14 protein-coding genes are annotated in these 15,039 nt (G+C 65.8%); 11 read left to right on the plus strand and 3 right to left on the minus strand.

The window, feature by feature from the left end; translation table 11 throughout:
• Window positions 1-101: 101 nt before the first annotated feature.
• The 3 genes from trxB to aat are packed head-to-tail and all read left to right on the plus strand — an operon-like array spanning window position 102 to window position 2,946.
• Complete coding sequence (gene trxB, locus ACR9Y6_RS06340) at window positions 102-1,064, plus strand: thioredoxin-disulfide reductase (RefSeq protein WP_481280535.1); 963 nt, start codon at window positions 102-104, stop codon at window positions 1,062-1,064.
• Window positions 1,065-1,105: 41 nt separating this feature from the next.
• Window positions 1,106-2,239, plus strand: coding sequence for a GNAT family N-acetyltransferase (locus ACR9Y6_RS06345; RefSeq protein ID WP_481280536.1), 1,134 nt, complete (start codon window positions 1,106-1,108; stop codon window positions 2,237-2,239).
• On the plus strand, window positions 2,236-2,946 hold the full coding sequence (aat, locus tag ACR9Y6_RS06350; RefSeq protein ID WP_481280537.1) for a leucyl/phenylalanyl-tRNA--protein transferase: 711 nt from the start codon (window positions 2,236-2,238) through the stop codon (window positions 2,944-2,946). The genes ACR9Y6_RS06345 and aat overlap by 4 nt, the downstream gene beginning before the upstream one ends.
• A 156-nt stretch (window positions 2,947-3,102) precedes the next feature.
• Here the strand turns inward: aat and ACR9Y6_RS06355 are convergent, their stop codons facing one another.
• Together ACR9Y6_RS06355 and ACR9Y6_RS06360 are read right to left on the minus strand one after the other, a co-directional pair.
• A complete protein-coding gene (locus tag ACR9Y6_RS06355) occupies window positions 3,103-4,527 on the minus strand; it encodes an MFS transporter (RefSeq protein ID WP_481280538.1) in 1,425 nt (474 codons plus the stop codon).
• 18 nt (window positions 4,528-4,545) lie between these two features.
• Entirely contained in the window at window positions 4,546-5,421 is an 876-nt protein-coding gene (locus tag ACR9Y6_RS06360) for a pseudouridine synthase (protein WP_481280539.1), read from the minus strand.
• 61 nt (window positions 5,422-5,482) lie between these two features.
• Here ACR9Y6_RS06360 and ACR9Y6_RS06365 point away from each other — a divergent pair, with 61 nt between their 5' ends.
• On the plus strand, window positions 5,483-6,523 hold the full coding sequence (locus ACR9Y6_RS06365) for an HDOD domain-containing protein (protein WP_481280540.1): 1,041 nt from the start codon (window positions 5,483-5,485) through the stop codon (window positions 6,521-6,523).
• Between the two features lie 279 nt (window positions 6,524-6,802).
• Window positions 6,803-7,387, plus strand: a complete 585-nt coding sequence (locus ACR9Y6_RS06370) for a hypothetical protein (RefSeq protein ID WP_481280541.1) — start codon at window positions 6,803-6,805, stop codon at window positions 7,385-7,387.
• A 51-nt stretch (window positions 7,388-7,438) separates the two neighbouring features.
• Here ACR9Y6_RS06370 and ACR9Y6_RS06375 read toward each other — a convergent pair whose 3' ends face one another.
• Window positions 7,439-7,972, minus strand: coding sequence for a hypothetical protein (locus ACR9Y6_RS06375; protein WP_481280542.1), 534 nt, complete (start codon window positions 7,970-7,972; stop codon window positions 7,439-7,441).
• Window positions 7,973-8,133: 161 nt separating this feature from the next.
• Between ACR9Y6_RS06375 and ACR9Y6_RS06380 the strand changes: the two genes are divergently transcribed.
• The 6 genes from ACR9Y6_RS06380 (at window position 8,134) to ACR9Y6_RS06405 (ending at window position 15,021) form a co-directional block, all read left to right on the plus strand.
• Window positions 8,134-8,973: a restriction endonuclease gene (locus ACR9Y6_RS06380; RefSeq protein WP_481280543.1), complete on the plus strand. Its 840-nt coding sequence runs from the start codon at window positions 8,134-8,136 to the stop codon at window positions 8,971-8,973.
• Between the two features lie 112 nt (window positions 8,974-9,085).
• Window positions 9,086-10,189: a type III polyketide synthase gene (locus ACR9Y6_RS06385; protein WP_481280544.1), complete on the plus strand. Its 1,104-nt coding sequence runs from the start codon at window positions 9,086-9,088 to the stop codon at window positions 10,187-10,189.
• The gene (locus ACR9Y6_RS06390) at window positions 10,186-11,142 is read left to right on the plus strand and encodes an aldo/keto reductase (RefSeq protein WP_481280545.1); all 957 of its coding nucleotides are present in this window, start codon (window positions 10,186-10,188) and stop codon (window positions 11,140-11,142) included. Before ACR9Y6_RS06385 ends, ACR9Y6_RS06390 begins: the two co-directional genes overlap by 4 nt.
• On the plus strand, window positions 11,120-11,593 hold the full coding sequence (locus ACR9Y6_RS06395; protein ID WP_481280546.1) for a nuclear transport factor 2 family protein: 474 nt from the start codon (window positions 11,120-11,122) through the stop codon (window positions 11,591-11,593). The genes ACR9Y6_RS06390 and ACR9Y6_RS06395 overlap by 23 nt, the downstream gene beginning before the upstream one ends.
• A 33-nt stretch (window positions 11,594-11,626) precedes the next feature.
• The gene (locus ACR9Y6_RS06400; RefSeq protein WP_481280547.1) at window positions 11,627-13,993 is read left to right on the plus strand and encodes a phosphoketolase family protein; all 2,367 of its coding nucleotides are present in this window, start codon (window positions 11,627-11,629) and stop codon (window positions 13,991-13,993) included.
• Window positions 13,990-15,021 (plus strand): acetate/propionate family kinase, encoded by a 1,032-nt coding sequence (locus ACR9Y6_RS06405; RefSeq protein ID WP_481280548.1) that lies wholly within the window; start codon window positions 13,990-13,992, stop codon window positions 15,019-15,021. The genes ACR9Y6_RS06400 and ACR9Y6_RS06405 overlap by 4 nt, the downstream gene beginning before the upstream one ends.
• Window positions 15,022-15,039 lie beyond the last annotated feature (18 nt).

Consider the following 15,039-nt stretch of genomic DNA (forward strand, 5'->3'; position numbering starts at 1 on the left):
TCGACAACGCGACTCGCGGACCTCGATACGGCTTGAGCATCCTGCCGCAAGAGGCGAGCGGTACGACTGAAACACGCTGCAGTAAACCTCAAGGATTATACATGAGCACCCCCAAGCACAGCCGCCTGCTGATCCTCGGCTCCGGCCCCGCCGGCTACACGGCCGCGGTCTACGCCGCCCGGGCCAACCTGAAGCCGACGATGATCACCGGCCTGCAGCAAGGCGGCCAGCTGATGACCACCACCGAGGTGGACAACTGGCCGGGTGACGAAAAGGGTGTCCAGGGTCCGGAACTGATGCGCCGCATGGCCGAGCACGCCGAGCGCTTCGAGACCGAGATGGTCTTCGACCACATCCACAGCGTCGATCTGGGCAACCGCCCCTTTCGCCTCAAGGGCGACAGCGGCGAGTACACCGCCGACGCGCTGATCATCACCACCGGCGCCACCGCCAAGTACCTGGGCATCGCCTCGGAAGAGAAGTTCAAGGGCCGCGGCGTCTCCGCCTGCGCCACCTGCGACGGCTTCTTCTTCCGCGACCAGGACGTGGTCGTGGTCGGCGGCGGCAACACGGCCGTGGAAGAGGCCCTGTACCTCGCCAACATCGCCCGCAAGGTCTACCTGGTCCACCGCCGCGACAAACTGCGCGCCGAAAAGATCATGCAGGACAAGGTGTTCGAGAAAGCCGCCGCCGGCAAGATCGAGTTGCTCTGGAACCACCAGATCGACGAGATCCTGGGCGACGACTCCGGCGTGAACGGTGTCCGCGTGAAGGACGTCAACACCGGCGCCAAGCGCGACCTCGATGTCCAGGGCTTCTTCGTGGCCATCGGCCATACCCCGGCCACGGGCATCTTCGAGGGCCAGCTCGAGATGAAGGACGGCTACATCCAGATCCAGTCCGGCCTGCAAGGCATGGCCACGGCCACCTCGGTGCCGGGCGTGTTCGCCGCCGGCGATGTCGCCGACCACGTCTACCGCCAGGCCATCACCTCGGCGGGTTTTGGCTGCATGGCCGCGCTGGACGCCGAACGCTGGCTCGACCAGCAGCACCTGCTGGCCTGACCGGCATCGCCCCGCGCACCCCGCGCGGGGCCTCCCGCCGCATGTACGAGATCCGCTTCCTCGACGGCCTCGGCGGCATTCCAGCCGCCGATTGGGACGCGCTCGTGCCCGACGGCAACCCCTTCGTCTCGCATGCCTTCCTCAGCGGCATGGAGGCCAAGGGCTGCCTGCGCGAGGACTACGGCTGGCGGCCCTACCACCTGGGCATCTTCGAGCAAGGCCGGCTCGTGGCCGCCACCCCGACCTACCTCAAGGGCAACTCGCACGGCGAGTTCGTCTTCGACTGGAGCTGGGCCTCGGCGTGGGAACGCGCCGGTGGAAACTACTACCCGAAGCTGCTCGTCGCCTCGCCCTACTCGCCCGTGCCCGGGCCGCGCCTGCTCGTGCGCGATGGCCTGGACGCCGAGGTGCTGCGCAACCAGCTCACCGCCGCGCTGGTGGACGAAGCCGATCGCCTCGGGCTCTCGTCGATCCACGCCAACTTCCTCGCCGATGCCGATCTCGACGCGTTCGACGACCGCTGGCTGGCGCGCGCCGACTTCCAGTTCCACTGGCACAACCGTGGCTATGCCGATTTCGACGACTTCCTCGGCGCGCTGACCTCCAAGAAACGCAAGAACATACGCCAGGAACGCGCGCACGCGCACGCGTCGGGGCTCACCCTGGAGATGCGTGGCGGCGACGAGTTCAGCGATGCCGAGTGGCGGCAGATCCACGCGCTCTACGAACTCACCTTCGACATGAAGGGCAACCACGCGGCACTCACCGCGCGGTTCTTTCAATACCTGGGCCGCAGCCTCGGTTCCAATGTGCAGGTGGCGCTCGCGCGCGACACGCACGACATCGTCGCCATGGCGTTGTTCCTGCGTGGTGGCGATGCGCTTTACGGGCGCTATTGGGGCGCCAGCGTCGAGGTATCCGGCCTGCATTTCGAACTCTGTTACTACCGCGGCATCGACTACGCCATCCGCCACGGCATCGAACGTTTCGAGCCCGGGGCGCAGGGCGAGCACAAGCTCGCGCGTGGCTTCCTGCCCACGCTCACGCACTCGCGCCACTACATCGCCCATGAAGGCTTCCGCCGCGCGGTCGCCGATGCGCTGGTACACGAAGCCAGCCATCGTGAAGCGTATCGCGAGGAACTGATGGCGCATTCGCCCTACGCCACCCGATGATCCAGCTGCCGCAACTGCATCGCACGCGCCTGGGCCTGTTCCCGGACCCGGAGACCGCGCTGGCCGATCCGAACGGCTTGCTGGCCTGGGGCGGCGACCTGTCGCCCGACCGGCTGCTCGCCGCGTACAGTCAGGGCATCTTCCCCTGGTTCAACGCGGACGAACCCATCCTCTGGTGGTCGCCCGATCCGCGCTGCGTATTCCGCACCGACGGCGTGCATGTCAGCCGCAGCCTGCGCAAGCAACTGCGCCAGTCCAAATGGCGCGTGACCGCCGACACCTCGTTCAGCCGCGTAATGCGCGCCTGCGCGGCGCCGCGCGATGGCCAGCCCGGCACCTGGATCGGCGACGACATGATCGCCGCCTACGAGGAACTGCACCGGCGCGGACACGCGCACAGCGTGGAAGTGTGGGACCGGGGCTCGCTGGTCGGCGGCATCTATGGCGTGGCGGTGGGCCGGTTGTTCTGTGGCGAGTCGATGTTCAGCGCACGCACCGGCGGATCGAAAGTGGCCCTCGCGGCGCTATGCAACCTGCTGCATGGCTGGGGCTTTCCCCTGCTGGATGCGCAGGTCACCAACGACCACCTGTTGAGCATGGGCGCGATCGAAATCCCCCGCCGCGAGTTCGTGGTGCAAGCGCGGATGCTGTCGGCGCTGCCGGGCGTTCCCGGGCCGTGGATCAAGCACCCCATCGCCCTGCCCTGAAAGAGCATCGCCGACAGGGTCGGCTCCCACCAAGCTTCCGCGGGAGCCGCTCACCGTGGGAGCCACTTCATTGTGGGAGCCGCTTCAGCGGCGATGGGTGCTTGCCTTAACCTGGCCCGCTACCGCGGGATCGCCGCTGAAGCGGCTCCCACAGAATCACCTCGCCCTATGCCCGCTCATCTCCGCACCGGCATTCCTCGGCAGCAACGCACACACCGGCGCGGCCACCAGCGACACGAAGGTCACCACCAGGAAGGCCACGCTGAAGTCCGGCAGTTGCGCGTCCTCCCGCCCATGCCACGCCACCGAGGCATGCAGCGCCGCCGACGCCACGCAGATACCCAGCGACAGCATCAACTGCTGGAACGTCGTGTAGAAACTCGTCGCGCTGGAAAAACGCTCGCTCGGCACGTCCGCATAAGCCACGGTGTTGTACGCGCTGAACTGTAACGACTGGAAGAAGCCGCTCAGCAACAGCACCGCGTAAATCGTCCACAGCGGCCAATCCGGACGGAACGCCGCGCACAGCGCGACGCACAGCATCGACAGCACGCCGTTCCACACCAGCGTGCTGCGAAAGCCCCACATGCGCAGCACGGGCGCGGCCGTCGCCTTCATCAACATCGCGCCCAGCGCCGATACGAAGGTGACCACGCCGCTGTGCGCCGCCGAGAGTCCGAAGCCCAACTGCATCATCAAGGGCAGCAGGAAAGGCACCGAACCGGCGGTGATGCGCGTCAGCGACCCCGCCACCACGGACAGCCGGAACGTGGTGAAGCGCATCAGCGAGAGGTCGAGGATCGGATGCTCCACGCGGCGCGAATGCCACACGTAAAGGGTACCGACGAGCAGCCCGCCGGCGATCAGGCCGGTCGATCCATACAGCGAGGTCACCCCATGGCTGACCATCTCGAGCCCGAACACCAGGCACGACAGCGACACACCGGACAACACGAAGCCGAGCCGGTCGAAGCGGACCTTGTCCGGCAGGCGCACGTCGGGGATGTATTTCGTGGCCAGCCACATGCCGGCGAGGCCGATGGGCACGTTGATGTAGAAGATCCAGCGCCACGACGCCCAGGTGACGATGAAGCCGCCCAGCGGCGGTCCCACCACCGGCCCGATCAGCGCGGGCACCAGCAGCCACGACATGGCGGAGACGAGTTCGGATTTAGGCACGGAACGGAGCAGCACCAGGCGCCCCACGGGCACCATCATGGCGCCGCCGATGCCTTGCAACAGGCGCGAAAGCACCAGCAGCGTGAGGTTGCCCGATACCCCGCAGAGGATGGAGCCGAGGGTGAACAACGCGATGGCCGTTCGAAAGACGTTGCGCGAACCGTAGCGGTCGGCGATCGCGCCGCTGGCGGGGATGAACACGGCGAGGCTGAGCATGTACGACGTGAGCGCCACGCTCATGTGCAATGGCGATACCTCGAACGATTCCGCCATGGCCGGCAAGGCCGTGGCGAGGATCGTGCCGTCCAGTTGCTCCATGAACATCGCGCTGGCGATGATCAGGGCCACGGTGCGGAAGCCTGGGGCGGGAGTCATCCGGAAAGCGGCGGCGGGGGAGCGCATAGTTTGCGCCCGCAAGCTTCAAAGGTCGAGATGCCGCTCGCTGCGGAACACACGCTCGGTGCCGGTCAGGGGGTCGATGAAGCGGAGTTCGCGGGCCAGCAGGCGTAGCGGTTCCGTGAAACCGGCAGCCTCCTCGCGCAACACCGGATAAAGCGGATCGCCTACGATGGGCGCGCCCAGCGCGGCCATGTGCACGCGCAGCTGGTGCTTTCGTCCCGTGACCGGTTGCAAGCGATATAGCCATTGATGCTCGCGCCGCTCGATCACGTCGATGCGGGTGCGCGCGTTTGGGGTACCGGCGACTTCCCGCATGCGAAAGAAAGGCTCACCGCGTTCGAGGCGACTCTCGTGGACGAAAGGGAACGCATCGGCGCTGCCGCCGGGCATCGGTGCGGCGACGGCTTCGTAGGTTTTCTCGATGGCGCGGTCGCGGAATAGCTGAGTATAGGCATCGCGGCTGGAAGGTCGGGCCGAGAACACCACCAGGCCCGCCGTGGCCCGGTCGAGGCGATGCAAGGCCACGAGATCGGGGTTGTCGAGACGGCGCACCAGGCGGACCGAGAGGGTCTCTTCCACGAAGCGTCCCACCGGCATCACCGGCAGGAAATGCGGCTTGTCCACGACTACGAGGTCGTCGTCGATATGGAGGACGGTTTCCTCGAACGGAATGCGGGGTTCGTCCGCCACTTCCCTTCGATAGGTGACGACGGCGCCGGGACGATAGGGAGCCAGCCGATGCACCTCGACGCCGTCCGCGGTGACGGCACCGCGCTCCATGCGCTCGATCCAGGCCTCGCGGTCGATGGCGGGGAATCGCTCGCAGAGGTAGTCCACGATCGAGGCCCAGCCCCCGGGAGGGAGAACGATGCGGCTGCTGTGCTGATGCGGGTCCATGGCGGCATTGTAGAAGCATATACTCCCGCCATCGTCCCACCCCCAGCATCGGAGCTCCCCCGTGATCGGCCGGTTCTTCAGGAAGTGGTTCGGCGGCGCCAGAGGGCGTGCCGCCATCGCGCAGGATCGCCCCCCTCCGTTGCAGTCCTTGCCGTCGGCCACGATCGACGGCGCGGCGCCACCCGGCGCACTCGCCGCGGATGACGTCGAAGACCGCTTCTACCGACTCGTCTTCGCCATCGGCCCGTCGCGCGACCCCGGCTTGTCGCCGGCCGAACAAACGGTGCTACGGCACGTGCGCGAGACCTTCGGCGGCGAACGCTTCGACGTCGGCACCCTGCCCCGCCTCCCGGCCGTCGTGCCGCAGCTGATGCGCTCGTTGCGCAACGACGATGCCGACAGCCGCACGCTCGCCGAACAGATCGCCCGCGACACGGTGCTGGTGGGCGAGATCATCCGCGTGGCCAACAGCGCGTACTTCCGCACGGCACGGCCGGTCACCAGCCTGCCGCAGGCCATCACCCTGCTCGGCCAGGACGGCCTGCGCCGCGTGGTAATGCAGATGGTAATGCGGCCGATCCTGCGCAGCGACGAAAGCGTGGCCAGCCAGCAGGCGGGCGAGCGCCTCTGGGAGCACGCCGAGCGTTGCGCCCGCGCGTGCATCTTCCTTGGCCGCGGGGCGTGCGATTCCTTCGAGGCATTCCTCGCCGGGCTCGTCAGCCAGACCGGCGCGCAAGCGATCCTTCGCGAGGTGGAGCGCCTGCCGGATGCGGCGTCGATCGCCTTCAGCCGTCCCTTCGTGGCGGCACTCGCGCAGCAGGCGGAACGGCTTTCACTGCACGCCGCGCGGCACTGGAATTTCCCTTTGCGCGTGGTCCAGGCCCTGGCCGAGCGCGCCGATCCCACCGACGCCGGGGCGCGCACGCCGCTGGGGCGCGCACTGCTGGCCGCCAGCCGGGTGGCGATGCTCGACGTGCTGGCCGAGCATGGTGCCGCCGAGGCGGATGCCGTCTTGCTGGCGACACCGGCCCAGGGTTTCAGCCAGGACCTGCTGCTCGCCGCACGCGACGACCTGCACGCCTCGATGACGGCCGATGCCTGATCTCACAGCTACGGCCTAATTTGCGGGAACGCGCGCAATATTCACCACGTGATTTCGGCAGACGCCCCCGCAAGTGCCCCCCTGCCAGACAGCACGCAGATGACGCCCGTCTAACCAGCCGCTTCCATTTCGCGAATTCTCACGAACAGGCAACGCGACCCCATCTAGAGTGCGTACCCTCAAGGGTTTCAGGCGCGACCACCCGGTGCCCCCGAAACAGGGTGAAAGATCGACTGTTTGATCCAGGGAAACGTCGTCAATCGTCCAAGGAGGACAGCCATGTCAACGCCACTCGCAAACCGTCCGGTTTATGGATTCCGTTTCACCCTCGTCCTTGTCACCGTGCTGTTCGGCATGGCCCTTTTCGTGTCTGCCCCATCGAAAGCGCACGACAATCACGAATCCGTCGCCTGTATCGCGGGCATGCACAATGCGACATGGTCACCGGGCGTGACCAATTCGGTCGCTCTCCACACCGTAACGGCGGACACCACCTGGACCTGTCAACGGCAAGGCGTGCCCTCGAGCGACGTCACCACCAGCGCAACGTCCCACGCGACGTTCTCGACCGCGTTTTCCTGCGACGGCATCTTCTCGACGGAACCCACGACGTGGACCATCGTTTGGTCGGACGACCGTTGGCCCAATACCAGCACCTTCGTATTCGTCGCCAAGGCCGCGCCATCCAACGGGAACATGATCGTTTCCGCCGACGGTAAGATCGTCAGCGGACGTTACAAAGGCCAGGATGCATTGGCGCAATTCACGTTGGCCAACCTCGCGGCCACGCTCAGCAACCAGTGCGCGACGCCAACGGGCATCACGAGCGTCAGTGGCAACGCCTCGCTATCGATCTCCCGGTAACGCCCCGATTTCCTGCCTGGCCCGGCGAATCGAATCGCCGGGCCAGTCGCCTCAGCGCCGGACAGACGTCGCGGGCACATCCGCCCACAACCGCTGCGCCAATTGAGCAGAAGCGCCGTCGAGCAGCTTCGGTACCAGCACATCGAGATGCGGCGTGGCCGGATCGATCGGCAGCGACTGACGGATGCGGTACACCTTCGAAACAGCAGGGCCACGTGCCACGATCCTGCAATTCACCACCAATTCCATGTTCGCCAACGGCGCTTCGCCCTCCTTCGTCACGACCGTGGCCGTGGTCGCTTCGAGCCCGCGGCAATTGATGATCAGGTCGGTGATGTATTTCGGTTGCAGCGCGCTACGCAGCCGTGCCTGCACCACCGAAGCGATATCCGGCGAAATCTGCACCTTGGCGGACGCGTCCAGCCCCGTCACCGTCACGACGGCGTCGCCCCGATTGTCGACGGTCAGCCACGGCGAACCCGGGCTTGCGGATACCACGCTGTTCATATCGCTTTCGATCATCGTCTTGCCGCCACAACCGGACAGCACCATGACCGCGACAGCGGCCAGTACCTTCTTGATCACCTTCAATTCCCCAGAACCCCCGAAACAACCTCTCAATGTAACCGCGGAGGCGGGATTGGACAATCGTCACAAATGTGAAGAGGGTCGCAGTTCGATCACGTAACGCCATCGCGACCGGGTATCATCGCGTTTTACAGCCCTTGGCAGGGACACGAAGAACGATGTTTTCGGCGCGACACTCCGCAGCCGCCGGCACGGACGCACTGGCACGGCTCAGTTGGCATGATTTCGAGCACTTGCTCGCCGAGCACTACCGAGACCAGGGCTGGCGGGTGGAATACCACGCGCCGCCGACGTCCCTGAAGCACCTGGGTAGCAGCCTCGACCTGCGCCTGCATCGCGGCAACGAAACGGTGATCGTGCAGTGCAAGCACTGGGACGCCGAGGAAGTGCAACTGGCGGAAGTGAACGAGCTGCTCAGCACCATGCTGAACGAGGCGGCCACGCGCTGCGTGCTGGTCACGCGGGGACGCTTCAGCGCCGAGGCGCGCGCGGTGCCGCGACGCCAGCCGCGCCTGCAACTGGTCGATGGCGACGTATTGCGCGTCATGCTCAGACTCCCCGGTCACCTGAACGCCCCGGCGCCCGGTATCGCCTTGCCCACGGTCGCCGCTCGCAGCGCCGCGGCGAAACGTCGACGCTCCGACGGCGCGCATTCCCGCTTGCTTCCGATCCTGCTCATCGTCGGCATCGCGCTATTGATCGGCATCTTCGTGTGGCGCGCCATGACGCCGCGCCACGAAGGCATCGTGCCCATGCCATCCGACGACAACACGATGGCGACGCCGCCCCTTGCCCCTCCGGCACCGCCCGTCGTCGCGGCCTCCACCGCGAAGATGCCGGTCGATACCGCGCCCGTTGAACCACCGCTGTCGCGCGAACTGGCTGAACGTGCGCGCCTGAATGAATCGTCCCATGCCACGCGCGATGCGCATCGGCCGCCGGAAGACGCGATAAAAGTGCTGGAAAAGAACACCCGTGAGGTGGGCTCGGCCGAATAAGCGGCTTTGCATGTCGCCAGGCGTCGGCGTATATGTCTGGCGTGGACAATGATCGCTCGTTTGCCCGCGTCTCCCACATGGAAGTGGAATCGCCATACAAGGAAGTACGACGATGCCGACCCTTTGTCGTCCCGCGATCGCCGTTCCCGAGCACATCGTCACTCTGGACGATACGCTTCGCCTGGCTGGTAGCCTTCACGCGGGCCACGGCCAACTTCCCCTCGTACTGCGACTGATCCGCAATACCCAGGTCGCGGAACGCCACCTCGTGCAGCCGGTCGAGCAGACGCTCCGACATCCCGGTTTCGAGGCACGCAATGCGATCTATGTGCGCGAGGCCAAGGCGCGCATTCCCGATGTCGTCGAACGCGCCCTGGCCCATGCGAGGCTGGGGCCGGATCGCATCGATGCCATCGTGTTCGTGTCGTGCACGGGTTTCACGATGCCATCGCTCATCCCATGGATGATCAATGAGCTCGGCTTTCGCAGTGACACCCGGCAATTGCCGATCGCCCAGATGGGTTGTGCCGCTGGCGGCGCAGCCATCAACCGCGCACACGACTTCTGCCTGGCCCACCGGGGTTCGCACGTGCTTGTCGTCGCCTGCGAATTCTGCTCGCTCTGCTACCAACCCACCGACCTCGATGTCGGCAACCTGCTCTCCAATGGCTTGTTCGGCGACGCCGTCGCCGCCGCGGTGGTGCGCGGCGACCGCGCCGCGGGCTTCCGCCTGTCCGGCAACGGATCGCGCCTGGTGCGCGACACGGAGGACTGGATCTCGTATGCGGTCAAGTCCACGGGGTTCCACTTCCGGCTGGACCGGCGCGTGCCGGGAACCATGGAGCAGCTTGCGCCAGAGCTGCGCTCGGTCGCCGCCGATTTCGGCTGGGACGCGAGCGCCCTGGACTTCTACATCATTCATGCCGGCGGACCACGGATCCTCGACGATCTTTCGCATCATCTCGGCGTGGCACCGGCGATGTTCCGCCACAGCCGCGCCACGTTGAGCGAATACGGCAACATCGCATCGGCTGTCGTGCTTGACGCATTACGCCGGCTCTTCGAGGAAGGCGGCGCATTTCACGGTGCCCGCGGCCTCATCGCCGGCTTCGGCCCCGGTATAACAGCCGAGATCACCATCGGCACATGGAGCCGGCATCCAACCCATACGGCGCCGGAACCCGCCTTTTCCACGAGCAAGGAAGCCATCACATGACCCTGCACCAGAACACCTCCGACCGATTTCGCCTCGGTGGCGACCTATGGGTCAACCGTCTCGGCTACGGGGCGATGCACCTCACCGGATACGGCATGTGGGGTCCACCTCCCGACAAGCGAAATGCCATCCAGGTGCTGCGTCATGCCGTGCACGAGCTCGGCATCAATTTCATCGACACGGCCGACTCCTATGGTCCTGGGGACAACGAGGAAATCATCCGCAAGGCGCTTCATCCCTACCCCGACGACCTGGTGATCTGCACCAAGGGCGGCATGTTGAGGTCGGGCAAGCTCGACTGGATCCACGATGCGCCCGGTGCGCCTTATATCGAGCCCCTGGGCGATCCCCGGTACCTGCGCCAGCAAGTGGAACTCAGCTTGCGCCGGCTGCGCGTGGACTGCATCGCGCTCTACCAGTTGCACAGCATCGACCCGAAGGTACCCCTCGCGGACACACTCGGTGAGCTGGTCCGACTGCAGAAACAGGGAAAGATCCGCCACCTCGGCCTGTCGAACCAGCCCGGCGTGAGCATCGCTCAATTGAAGGAAGCGCAGGAGACCGCGCGAATCGTCGCGATCGAGAACCTCTACAACCTTGCCGACCGCGCCGACGACGATGTGCTGACATATGCCACGGAAAATCACATCGCCTTCATTCCCTGGTTCCCGCTCGGCCACGGTGGCCTGGTCGGCCCGGACAGCGCGTTGGCAGCGATCGCCGCGCAGTGGAAGATCACGCCCTCGCAACTGGCGCTCGCATGGTTGCTGCACCGGTCGGAGGCGATCCTGCTGATTCCCGGCACCACGTCCGTCCCACATCTGACGGAGAACGCAGGCGCCTCGCGTGTCCGGCTCAACCCGGCCGAGGTACGGTCCATCGCCGAAGCGGTCGACCGCGCAGACCTGCCCAGTTGGCGCCCCGTGCGCGATGCACAGGTTTCAAGAGCGTAAGCACCTGTCGATGTCCACACCACACCCCAATGCTGCCGCTCTTGCCGCGATCTATGCCGACCTGTGCCGCATCGAGTGGTACGCGGATGACGATATCGTCCTGCATACCGCTCAACGCGAAACCGGCAGCGGCCCTGCCCCGATCCGCGGCAAGGCGGCCGTGACCGAGAAAATGCGTGCCCTGCGCGCCCAGAGTGGCGATACGTTGGATATGCACGTGGAACGCATTGTCGCCAACGACTATTTCGGGGCCGTCCTCGGGAAGATTCTTGTCCACCGCGACAACCGCGCGTTCGCCATGCCCTTCTGTGGCCTGTGGCGATTCCGCGAAGGCCGCATCGTGGAGCATTGGGAAAACGCGTACGACATAGCCGCGCTCGACGCTTTCATGTCCGGGATCCCACAAGCGACGCCCGATTCTTTCACGCCGGAACAATCTCTCCCCTTCTAAGCTGACAGGAGACCCCGTCGCCTGGAAGCCCCCATGACCGAGACGCTCTCGCCCGACCTTCTGCGCCGCATGCACGCGTACTGGCGTGCCGCCAACTACCTGTCCGTCGGACAGATCTACCTTCGCGACAATCCCTTGCTGGAAAAACCGCTGGGCAAGGAACACATCAAGCATCGCCTGCTCGGGCACTGGGGCACGACCACCGGCCTCAACTTCATCTATACCCACCTGAACCGCGCGATCGTCGAGCGCGACCTCGACATGATCTACGTGATCGGCCCGGGCCACGGCGGCCCTGGCCTCGTCGCGCATACCTACCTCGAAGGTTCCTACACCGAGGTGTATCCGCATATCGACCGCAGCGCGGCGGGCATGCGCGAGCTGTTCCGGCAGTTCTCCTGGCCTTACGGCATCCCCAGCCATGTCGCGCCGGAAACGCCCGGTTCGATCCACGAGGGCGGCGAGCTGGGCTACTCGCTCTCGCACGCGTTCGGCGCGGCCTTCGACAACCCCGACCTGGTCGTGGCGTGCATCGTCGGCGACGGCGAAGCGGAAACCGGTGCCCTGGCCACGAGCTGGCATTCCAACAAGTTCCTCAACCCGGCACGCGACGGCGCCGTGCTGCCCATCCTCCACCTCAACGGTTTCAAGATCGCCAATCCGACGGTGCTGGCGCGCATCGAGCCCGAGGAATTGCGCGACCTCATGCGTGGCTACGGGTACGAACCGCACTTCGTCGAAGGGCACGAGTTCGAGCCCATGCACCAGGCTTTCGCGACCGCGCTGGATCGTTGCCTCGACGAGATCCGTCGCATCCAGGACGAGGCGCGCACCGGCGGCGCGGACACGGCGAAGCGTCCGCGCTGGCCGATGATCGTGCTGCGCAGCCCGAAAGGTTGGACCGGGCCCAAGGAAGTCGATGGCAAGCCGGTGGAGGGCACGTGGCGTTCGCACCAGGTGCCGATCTCCAAGTTCGAAACCGAAGACCACGTCCGCATCCTGGAAGACTGGATGAAGAGCTACCGGCCCGAGGAATTGTTCGACGAGCGCGGGCGTTTCCGCGAAGAGTTCGCGTCGCTGGCGCCGACCGGCCGCCGCCGCATGGGCATGAACCCGCATGCCAACGGCGGCTTGTTGCTCAAGCCGCTGCATATGCCGCACTTCCGCGAGTTCGCCGAACAGGTGAAGACGCCCGGCGACCACAAAGCCGAAGCCACGCGCGTGCTCGGCCGGTTCCTGCGCGAGGTGATGCGCCAGAACATGCAGACGTTCCGTTTGTTCGGCCCGGACGAATCGGCGTCGAACCGCCTGGAGGCCGTCTACGAAGCCAGCGGCAAGACGTGGCTCGCCGAGACCGAAGCGGTCGACGAAGATCTCTCGCCATCCGGCCGCGTCATGGAGGTACTGAGCGAACACCAGTGCCAGGGCTGGCTGGAGGGCTACCTGCTGACGGGACGGCATGGCTTCTTCTCGTGCTACGAAGCCTTCATCCACATCATCGACTCGATGTTCAACCAGCATGCGAAGTGGTTGAAGGTCACCCGCACGATGGCGTGGCGGCCACCGATCGCCTCGCTCAACTACCTGCTGAGTTCGCATGTGTGGCACCAGGACCACAACGGTTTCTCGCACCAGGACCCGGGCTTCATCGACCATGTCGCCAACAAGAAGTCCGAGATCGTGCGGATCTATCTACCGCCGGATGCCAACTGCCTGCTCTCGGTCACCGACCATTGCCTGCGCAGCCGTCATTACGTCAACGTGATCATCGCGGGCAAGCAGCCCGACTGGCAGTGGCTGGACATGGAGAGCGCGGTACGCCATTGCACGGCCGGCGCCGGCATATGGGAATGGGCCGGCCGCGGTGGCGACGATCCCGATGTGGTGATGGCCTGCGCGGGCGACGCGCCGACGGTGGAGGTACTGGCCGCGGTGATGCTGCTCCGCGAATACGTGCCCGACATTCGCATCCGCGTGGTCAACGTGGTCGACCTGATGTCGCTGGAGACCCCCGACGAGCATCCGCACGGCATGGACGACGACCAGTTCGACGACCTGTTCACGCGCGACAAGCCGGTGATCTTCGCCTTCCACGGCTACCCGGGCATCGTGCACCGGCTGACCTATCGCCGGCACAACCACGACAACATCCACGTACGTGGATACAAGGAAGAAGGCACGACCACCACGGCGCTCGACATGATGGTGCTGAACAACATGGATCGCTTCCAGCTCGCCCTCGATGCGATCAACCGCATTCCGCGCCTGGAAAATCAGCGCGAGAAGGCGACGCAGCGCTACTGGGCGGACATCGAGCGGCACAAGCTCTACGTCAGCGAGCACGGCCAGGACCTGCCCGACGTGCGCGATTGGCAATGGAAGGCCGAGGAAACCGCATGAGCAGCGTGGGCCACGTACTGGCCCTCAATACAGGCTCGTCGTCGCTGAAGTACGGGTTGTACCGTGTGTCCGGGGAGACCTGCGAGGCCTTGTTGGCCGAACAGACGGACGCACCGGGCGGCGATGCCGATCCCGTGGCGGCGATCCTCGACACCTTGGAACAGCGCGGCCTGCCGATGCCCGATGCGGTGGGCCATCGCATCGTCCACGGTGGCCCGAATATCCGCGACCACGCGCGGATCGACGATGCGTTGATGGCGCATCTGGAAGAAGCGAAGGCGTTCGCGCCGCTGCACGTGCCCGCCGCCGTGGAGATGGTGAAGCGCGCTGCCCGCGCGTTTCCGGATGCGCCGCAAGTGGCCTGTTTCGACACGGCCTTCCACGCGTCCATGCCGGCGGTGGCGAAGGCCCTGCCCTTGCCGGCGGACCTGCGCGAAGGCGGTATCGAGCGCTACGGCTTCCATGGCCTGTCGTACGAGTCGATCGTGCGCCAGCTGGGCGGCGCGATTCCGCCGCGTGTCGTCATCGCGCACCTGGGGAACGGCGCGAGCCTGTGCGCCGTGAGCGAAGGGAGGTCGGTGGATACGACGATGGGCCTGACGCCGACGGGAGGCATCGTGATGGGCACGCGTCCCGGCGACCTGGACCCGGGTGTGTTGCTCTACCTCATGAGGGAGCGCGGTTACGACGCGAAGCGGCTGGAGCGGCTCGTCGACCGTGAGTCCGGCCTGAAGGGACTGTCCGGTGGCACGAGCGACATGCGCAAGCTGCATGCGATGGACAACGCGGCGTCGAAGCTGGCACAGGATGTCTTCGTGCACGTGGCACGCAAGCATGTCGCGGCGATGGCGGCTTCGCTAGGCGGCATCGACCTGCTGGTGTTCACCGGGGGGATCGGCGAGAACGACGGCGTGACGCGCGAGGCGATCGTGGCGGGGTTGCGCTGGATGGGTGGGTTCGAGGTGCGCGTGATGGCGACGGAAGAGGACGAGCAGATCGCGAGGCATACCTGGCGCCTCGCTTCGTAGCTATCGCCGCTTAAGCGG

It is taken from the genome of Luteibacter sp. TLI7-4A (genome assembly GCF_056754745.1).

Excerpts from the sequence above, each read along its gene's own strand:
- trxB (WP_481280535.1), top strand. The coding sequence starts at position 102 with ATGAGCACCCCCAAGCACAGCCGCCTGCTGATCCTCGGCTCCGGCCCC.
- ACR9Y6_RS06345 (WP_481280536.1), top strand. The coding sequence starts at position 1,106 with ATGTACGAGATCCGCTTCCTCGACGGCCTCGGCGGCATTCCAGCCGCC.
- aat (WP_481280537.1), top strand. The coding sequence starts at position 2,236 with ATGATCCAGCTGCCGCAACTGCATCGCACGCGCCTGGGCCTGTTCCCG.
- ACR9Y6_RS06355 (WP_481280538.1), bottom strand. The coding sequence starts at position 4,527 with ATGCGCTCCCCCGCCGCCGCTTTCCGGATGACTCCCGCCCCAGGCTTC.
- ACR9Y6_RS06360 (WP_481280539.1), bottom strand. The coding sequence starts at position 5,421 with ATGGACCCGCATCAGCACAGCAGCCGCATCGTTCTCCCTCCCGGGGGC.
- ACR9Y6_RS06370 (WP_481280541.1), top strand. The coding sequence starts at position 6,803 with ATGTCAACGCCACTCGCAAACCGTCCGGTTTATGGATTCCGTTTCACC.
- ACR9Y6_RS06380 (WP_481280543.1), top strand. The coding sequence starts at position 8,134 with ATGTTTTCGGCGCGACACTCCGCAGCCGCCGGCACGGACGCACTGGCA.
- ACR9Y6_RS06385 (WP_481280544.1), top strand. The coding sequence starts at position 9,086 with ATGCCGACCCTTTGTCGTCCCGCGATCGCCGTTCCCGAGCACATCGTC.
- ACR9Y6_RS06390 (WP_481280545.1), top strand. The coding sequence starts at position 10,186 with ATGACCCTGCACCAGAACACCTCCGACCGATTTCGCCTCGGTGGCGAC.
- ACR9Y6_RS06395 (WP_481280546.1), top strand. The coding sequence starts at position 11,120 with ATGCACAGGTTTCAAGAGCGTAAGCACCTGTCGATGTCCACACCACAC.
- ACR9Y6_RS06400 (WP_481280547.1), top strand. The coding sequence starts at position 11,627 with ATGACCGAGACGCTCTCGCCCGACCTTCTGCGCCGCATGCACGCGTAC.
- ACR9Y6_RS06405 (WP_481280548.1), top strand. The coding sequence starts at position 13,990 with ATGAGCAGCGTGGGCCACGTACTGGCCCTCAATACAGGCTCGTCGTCG.